Origin of the sequence: Sphingomonas sp. 2SG (assembly GCF_005503285.1) — a bacterium.
Taxonomy (GTDB): Bacteria; Pseudomonadota; Alphaproteobacteria; order Sphingomonadales; family Sphingomonadaceae; genus Sphingomonas; species Sphingomonas taxi.
Map to the genome: position 1 here is coordinate 1 of NZ_SCMZ01000092.1, position 5703 is coordinate 5703.

The 5703-nt window shown below is 68.4% G+C and carries 5 protein-coding genes; 3 read left to right on the forward strand and 2 right to left on the reverse strand.

Translation table 11 applies throughout. The features are described 5' to 3' along the window. On the reverse strand, nucleotides 1–2066 hold a 2066-nt coding region (locus tag FFS23_RS19625), incomplete at its 3' end, for a TonB-dependent receptor (RefSeq protein ID WP_249340773.1). A gap of 81 nt (nucleotides 2067–2147) precedes the next feature. Next, the gene (locus FFS23_RS19630; protein WP_137899930.1) at nucleotides 2148–2603 is read right to left on the reverse strand and encodes a MarR family winged helix-turn-helix transcriptional regulator; all 456 of its coding nucleotides are present in this window, start codon (nucleotides 2601–2603) and stop codon (nucleotides 2148–2150) included. Nucleotides 2604–2683: 80 nt separating this feature from the next. On the opposite strand from FFS23_RS19630, the gene hppD reads away from it, so the two are divergent. From hppD to maiA, 3 genes are read left to right on the forward strand one after another with little or no spacing between them, the layout of a single operon-like run. Further along, the gene (hppD, locus tag FFS23_RS19635; protein WP_137899931.1) at nucleotides 2684–3763 is read left to right on the forward strand and encodes a 4-hydroxyphenylpyruvate dioxygenase; all 1080 of its coding nucleotides are present in this window, start codon (nucleotides 2684–2686) and stop codon (nucleotides 3761–3763) included. A gap of 42 nt (nucleotides 3764–3805) precedes the next feature. After that, entirely contained in the window at nucleotides 3806–5122 is a 1317-nt protein-coding gene (gene hmgA / locus FFS23_RS19640) for a homogentisate 1,2-dioxygenase (protein ID WP_137899932.1), read from the forward strand. Continuing rightward, nucleotides 5119–5667: a maleylacetoacetate isomerase gene (gene maiA, locus FFS23_RS19645; protein ID WP_137899933.1), complete on the forward strand. Its 549-nt coding sequence runs from the start codon at nucleotides 5119–5121 to the stop codon at nucleotides 5665–5667. Before hmgA ends, maiA begins: the two co-directional genes overlap by 4 nt. Nucleotides 5668–5703: the final 36 nt, after the last annotated feature.

A 5703-nucleotide genomic window follows, 5' to 3' on the forward strand; every position in this document is an offset into this window, starting at 1 on the left:
CCATCGGCACCGGCCGGCGGCGGCGGGGGGGTGCCATCGGCACCCGGCGGTGGTGGCGGCGGCGCACCCTCCGCACCCGGTGGCGGCGGACCGCCGTCGGCGCTGGCCCGCGCGCCGCCGAACCGCCCGCCCCCGCCGGGAAAGCGCATGCCGGCAAAGGGGTTGGGCCCGGTACCCGCACGGAACGCCTCGAGCTCCTTCTGCACCTTCGACTTGATCGGCCTGGAGAAGTTGATCCCCCAGCGGAACTGCTCGCTCACCGCCCGCGCGAAATTGATCGGGCGGGCGTCGAGCCGGGTGAGATCGCCCGCCGCGTCGCGGGTGAAGCGATCGGGAAATGCCGCCTCGATCGCCGCGGTCGGCGACGGGAAGGACTGGATCGGGTTGCGCGTGTCCTGCTTGGTGTACGTGCCGATCAGCGTCAGGTCCTTGTCGCTCCATGGCTTGAGCGTCACGCCGAGCCGGGTGACGCGGCGGCTGCTCGACCGCAGGTCGGGATTGCCGCCGCTGATCGTCGTCACCGTCACCGTCTGGCCGCTGACATAATCGAAGACGCGCGCGTTGGGCGTCTCCACCGTCGGGTTGCCGAGCTGCGTCGCGGTCGGCGCGACATCCTGCTGGTTGATCGATCCGATCACCCGCAGGCTGTCGATCGGCCCCCAGTTCACGCCATAACCATAAGCAGTCAACGTGCCGAAATCGGAAAGCTGGTTGATCGCGGCATTGCCGTTGACCGACAGGTTGCCGAGCCAGCCGAGCACGGCGCGCGAGCGGCTGGCGATCGGCACGTCGATGTTGACGCGACCGTTGACCGCGTCGCGCGACACGCTGCCGCTGCTGATCCGCTCGCCGAAGGAGGCGCTGGTGAAATCGCTGGTCTGCGCGCCGATCCGGATCGCGGTGGAGACGTCGCCCGCGGGCAACGTGAACAGCGGACCGTTGGCGAGCGCTTCGAGGTCGCCGGTGTTCGACGTCGAACGCGCGCGATTGTCGGGCGTGGTGACGCCGGTCTGCGTGTCGGTGCGGTTCTCCGCACGATCGTAGGCGCCGGTCACCGTCCAGAGCCAGCGCGGGCTCAACCGGCCGTTGAGGCTGGTGCCGAGATGCGCGGTGATACCGTTGCTGCGCTGGGTCAGCGCGTCGCTGATCGGCTGGCCCGACGCGTCGAGCTGCCGCCCGAATTGGCCGACGGTCTGCGTCGCGGTCAGCTCGCCGTTCAAGGTGGCGCTGACGTCGCCGATCGGCCGCGCATAGGTGGCGTTGGTGCCGAAGCTGCGGCTGAACGGCTGGAGCGTGCGGTACGGCCGCTGGTCGTAGCCGGGCGTCGCGCCTTCGGTCGTCGCGACGCTGATATCGCGTTCCGCTTCGGTCAGCGCCGAACTCTGCGTGTATTTGCTGTGGATGTTGAGCCGCGAGCCGTTGCGGATCGTCAGCAGGTCGAGGTCGCCCTGCGGACTGTTCGTGCCCCCCTCGGTCGGGGCCTTGTCGGCCAGTTCGACCGTGGTCGACCGGAAGCGGCGGCGCAGCACGAAATTCACCACCTTCTGGTCGGCGGTATAGCCGTATTTGAGCGCCACCTCCTCGGGCAGGATGTCGACGCGCAGGATCGCCTCGGTCGGGATGTCGCGGATTTCCTGGAAGCCCGAGATGCGCTTGCCGTCGAGCAGCACCACCGGCGCGCCGCCCGCGCCGCTGCGCGTCTGCGGCGCGAGCTCGGTGAGCAGGTCGGAGACGCTGCTGACGCCATAGCTGCGCACGTCGGCCGGGCTGAGCACCTGTTCGGCGGGAATGTCGCCGACCACCGAGCCGGGCGGCCGGCGGCCGGTGACGACGATGTCGCTATCCTCTTCTTCGGTCTCCGCCGCCGGCGTCGTCTGCGCGGCGGGCGTGGCCTCCGTTGCGGTCGGCGTGGTGGATTGCGCCGCCGGCGTCGCCGTCGCGGGGGCCTCCGCCGCGGTCGGCGCGGCCGGGGGCTGCGTCGCGGCGGCGGTCGGCGCAGGCGCCTGCTGCGCGGTCGCCAGTGCCGGCCAGCTCACCGCCATCATCATCACCACCGCGACACGCATACCGAATACCCTTTGAACACTCCGGGTGCTGCTAATCGGCAATTGTCGCATAATTGTGCCGGCTGGAGGATCGACGGCGGCTTATCTGCCGATATCCAGCGTCACGCTCTCGATCCGCCGCAGCATCGCGACGAATTGCGCGACCTCTTGCGGGTCGAAGGCGGCAAAGATGCGGCTTTCGAGGTCGAGTGCCTTAGGCGCCACCACGGCATAGAGGTCGCGGCCGGCATCGGTAAGTTCGAGCAGGTGCGAGCGCCGATCCTCCGGATTGTCGCGCCGCGCGAGCAGGCCGCGGCCGACCAATGCGATCGCGGCGCGGCTCACCGTCACCTTGTCCATCAGCGTCTTGGCGCCGATCGCCTGCTGGGTGATGCCGCCGGTCTCGGCGATGACCGCGACCAGCCGCCATTCGGGAATCGTCAGCCCGAACAGCGATTCATAGGCCCGTGCGATCGAGTCGCTGACCAGATTGGAGGTCACCGACAGTCGATAGGGAATGAAGTCGTCGAGGACGAGGCGGCGGACGGACGAGGCCATGCGGTTTCGTATCAGTTGACACCAGTTTGGCAATGCCGCAAAGATTTGGTAACAGACGATACCATCTCGGAGCTGCTGCCATGTCCGACCTTTCGGCCGACCAGATCGACGTCAACCCGATGGGGCTCGACGGCTTCGAATTCTGCGAATTCACTTCGCCCGATCCGGATGCGCTCGCCGCGCAGTTCGAGGCGCTGGGCTTCGTCGCCGCCGCCACCCACCCGACCAAGGCGCTGACCCGCTACAAGCAGGGCAGGATCAACCTGCTGCTCAACCGCGAACCGACCGGCCACGCCGCCGACTTCCGTGCCGCGCATGGACCGTCGGCGAGCGCGATGGCGTTCCGTGTCGCGGATGCGCAGGCCGCGTACGACGCGGCGATCGCGCGCGGTGCCAAGCCGGCGCCGGCCGGCGCGGCGCTGGAGGGATTGCCCGCGCTGGAGGGGATCGGCGGCTCGCTGCTCTATCTCGTCGATCGCCATGGTGCGACGGGCAGCGTGTACGACGATTGGGATCAGGTGCCCGGCGCCGCCGAGGCGGAGGCGGCCAATTCCGTCGGCCTCGACGTGCTCGACCACCTCACCCACAACGTCCGCCGCGGCCAGATGCGGACATGGTCGGCATTTTACGGCCAGATCTTCGGCTTCGAGGAGCAGAAGTATTTCGACATCAAGGGCAAGGCGACGGGTCTGTTCAGCCAGGCGATGATCGCGCCCGATCGCGCGATCCGCATCCCGCTCAATGAGAGCCAGGACGACAAGAGCCAGATCGAGGAATTCATCCGCGATTACAATGGCGAGGGCATCCAGCATCTCGCGCTGACCACCGACGATATCTACGCGACGGTCGAGAAGCTGCGCGCCCGCGGCGTCAAGCTGCAGGACACGATCGAGACCTATTACGAGCTGGTCGACAAGCGCGTGCCGAATCATGGCGAGGATCTGGAACGGCTGCGCGCCAACCGCATTCTGATCGACGGCAACGTCGGCGAGGAGGGATTGCTGTTGCAGATCTTCACCGAGACGATGGTCGGGCCGATCTTCTTCGAGATCATCCAGCGCAAGGGCAATGAGGGCTTCGGCAACGGCAATTTCCAGGCGCTGTACGAGTCGATCGAGCTGGACCAGATCCGTCGCGGGGTGATCACCGTCGACGCATGAGTTTGCGGACGGGGTGGTGGAGCAGGAGAGGACGCTAAAACAATGACAGTCCACCACCCCGGGAGCGAGGCCGATTATATCCCCGGCTTCGGCAATCACGTTTCCACCGAGGCGGTCGCCGGCGCGCTGCCGATCGGCCGCAACGCGCCGCAGCGGCCCGCCTTCGGCCTGTATGCCGAGCAGCTCAGCGGCACCGCCTTCACCGCGCCGCGGCACGAGAACCGCCGTTCGTGGCTCTACCGGATGCGGCCGACCGCCGAGCATCCGCCGTACGTGCGCTATGAGGGCGCGCAGCGGTTCGCCCCCGGCACCACCGATGCGCCGCTCGCCCCCAACCGGCTGCGCTGGGACCCGTGCCCCGATGCACCGGCGGGCACCGACCTGATCGACGGCATGACGACAATGCTCGCCAACCGCGATCCCGCCGATCTCGAAGGCGTGGCGCTCCACGTCTATGCCGCCAATGCCGACATGACCGCGCGCGTCTTCACCGATGCCGACGGCGAGTTGCTGTTCGTGCCGCAGGAGGGGCGGCTCGAACTGTTGACCGAGCTTGGCCGGATGATGGTCGCGCCCGGCCAGATCGCGCTGATCCCGCGCGGCGTGCGCTTCCGCGCGCTGCTGCCCGACGGCAGCGCCAAGGGTTATGTCTGCGAGAATCACGGCAGCCTGTTCCGGCTGCCCGACCTCGGCCCGATCGGCGCCAACGGCCTCGCCAACCCGCGCGATTTCGAGACGCCGGTCGCCTGGTTCGAGGATCGCGACGAACCGACCGAGGTGATCCAGAAGTTCATGGGTTCGCTGTGGACGACGACGCTCGACCACAGCCCGCTCGACGTGGTGGCGTGGCACGGCAATCTCGCGCCGTGGCGCTACGACCTCGCCCGGTTCAACACGATCAACACGGTGAGCTTCGACCATCCCGACCCCTCGATCTTCACGCTGCTGACCAGCCCGAGCGACGTGCCGGGCCGCGCCAACGCCGATTTCGTCATCTTCCCGCCGCGCTGGATGGTCGCCGAAGACACGTTCCGGCCACCCTGGTTCCATCGCAACGTCATGTCCGAGGCGATGGGGCTGATCACCGGCGCCTATGACGCCAAGGCACACGGCTTCGCGCCGGGCGGGATCAGCCTCCACAATCTGATGGCCGGCCACGGCCCCGATCTGGCGAGCTGGCAGGGCGCCTCCGCCGCCGAGCTCAAGCCGCACAAGATCGACGGCACGATGGCGTTCATGCTGGAGAGCTGCTGGCCCTACCGGCCGACCAGCCACGCGCTCGACCATGCCCAGCTCGATTACGACGCGGTATGGGCGGACTTCCCCAAGGCGGTGCTGCCGCAAAGCCCGGCGGCGTGATCCTTCACGGCTATTGGCGCTCGGGCGCCGCCTATCGGGTGCGGATCGCGCTGGCGCTGAAGGGGTTGGCCTATGAGCAGGTCAACCACGACCTGCGTACCGGCGGACAGGCCGACCCGGCCTATGCCGCGCTCAACCCGCAGCGGCTGGTGCCGGCGCTGGAGGTCGACGGCCTCGTCCTGACGCAGAGCGTCGCGATCCTCGAATGGCTCGACGAGCGCTTCCCGTCGCCGCCGCTGCTGCCCGGCGATGCCGACGGCCGGGCGATCGTCCGCGCGATGGTGGCGACGCTCGCCACCGACGTCCACCCGCTCCACAATCTGCGCACGCTGAAGGCGCTGCGACAGGACTTCGGCGCGTCGGAACCGCAGGTCAACGCGTGGATGGCGCATTGGATGACCGATGGCTTCGCGGCGATCGAGGCGCTGATCGCGCGCCACGGCGGCGATTTCGCTTATGGCGACGCGCCGACGCTCGCCGATTGCGTCACCGTGCCGGCGCTCTATTCGGCGGTCCGCGAGGCCGTGGCGACGAGGCGGGGGTAGGGGCCGGTATCCACCCCGAACCGGACCGCCGAATAG

Excerpts from the sequence above, each read along its gene's own strand:
- FFS23_RS19630 (WP_137899930.1), bottom strand. The coding sequence starts at position 2,603 with ATGGCCTCGTCCGTCCGCCGCCTCGTCCTCGACGACTTCATTCCCTAT.
- hppD (WP_137899931.1), top strand. The coding sequence starts at position 2,684 with ATGTCCGACCTTTCGGCCGACCAGATCGACGTCAACCCGATGGGGCTC.
- hmgA (WP_137899932.1), top strand. The coding sequence starts at position 3,806 with ATGACAGTCCACCACCCCGGGAGCGAGGCCGATTATATCCCCGGCTTC.